Below are 699 nucleotides of genomic sequence, written 5' to 3'. Positions count from 1 at the left end.
GATCGAGGCGCTGCATGTCGCCCACCATCTTGTTGTAAGCCGGTGAACCAGGCTGGAACCCTTTCATGCTGCGGTTCAGCTCCAGCAGCGTTTTCTGCATGTCCTGCGGCAGCGCCTGCATCTCTTTACTGGCGATGATGTCGTTCAACGACTTCATGGTCTGCTGCGTCGACTTCATGGTTTTCTGGCTTTCTGCCAGCGTCTTGGTCGCTTCGCTGATCATCGGATTGATCGGCATCGAATTAATCTTATCCAGCGTCTGCATCAGTTTCTGCTGGATCTGCGCCAGACCGCCGCTGGTGGTCGGCATCAGCGGATAACCGAACAGCTCGCGCGGCCCTTTCCACGGTTTCTCCTGCGGATAGAAGTCGAGATCGATGTACAGCGAACCGGTCAGCAGGTTGGCGGACTTCATCGAGGCGCGCATGCCGCGGGATTCCGCGTCTTTTAGATGCGCTTCGATATCGATGTTGTCCCCCAGCTGTTTATGAAGCCGATCCGGCTCGATGCGGATCAGCACCGGAATGCGGTAATCGTTGTCCAGGCGCTGCGCCATGCCCTCTTTATAGAATGGCACCTGCGCCACCGTCCCCAGACGGATGCCGCGGAACTCGACCGGCGCGCCCGGCTGCAGGCCGCGTACCGAATCGGAGAAGAACAGCAGGTAGTCTTTATGCACGGTATACAGCGAATCCTGCG

The 699-nt window shown here is 58.1% G+C and carries 1 protein-coding gene; it reads right to left on the bottom strand.

What is annotated here, in order from left to right; all coding sequences use genetic code 11:
• Nucleotides 1-699 (bottom strand): MlaD family protein (locus ACSBQV_RS24220; protein ID WP_143557340.1); only part of this gene is annotated, 699 nt, incomplete at both ends.

The organism is Serratia sp. B501, assembly GCF_051172315.1.
In the GTDB taxonomy this organism is placed as follows: Bacteria; Pseudomonadota; Gammaproteobacteria; order Enterobacterales; family Enterobacteriaceae; genus Serratia; species Serratia ureilytica.
Note: the sequence above shows the minus strand (reverse complement) of the source record. Positions and strands in the feature narration are given on the sequence as shown.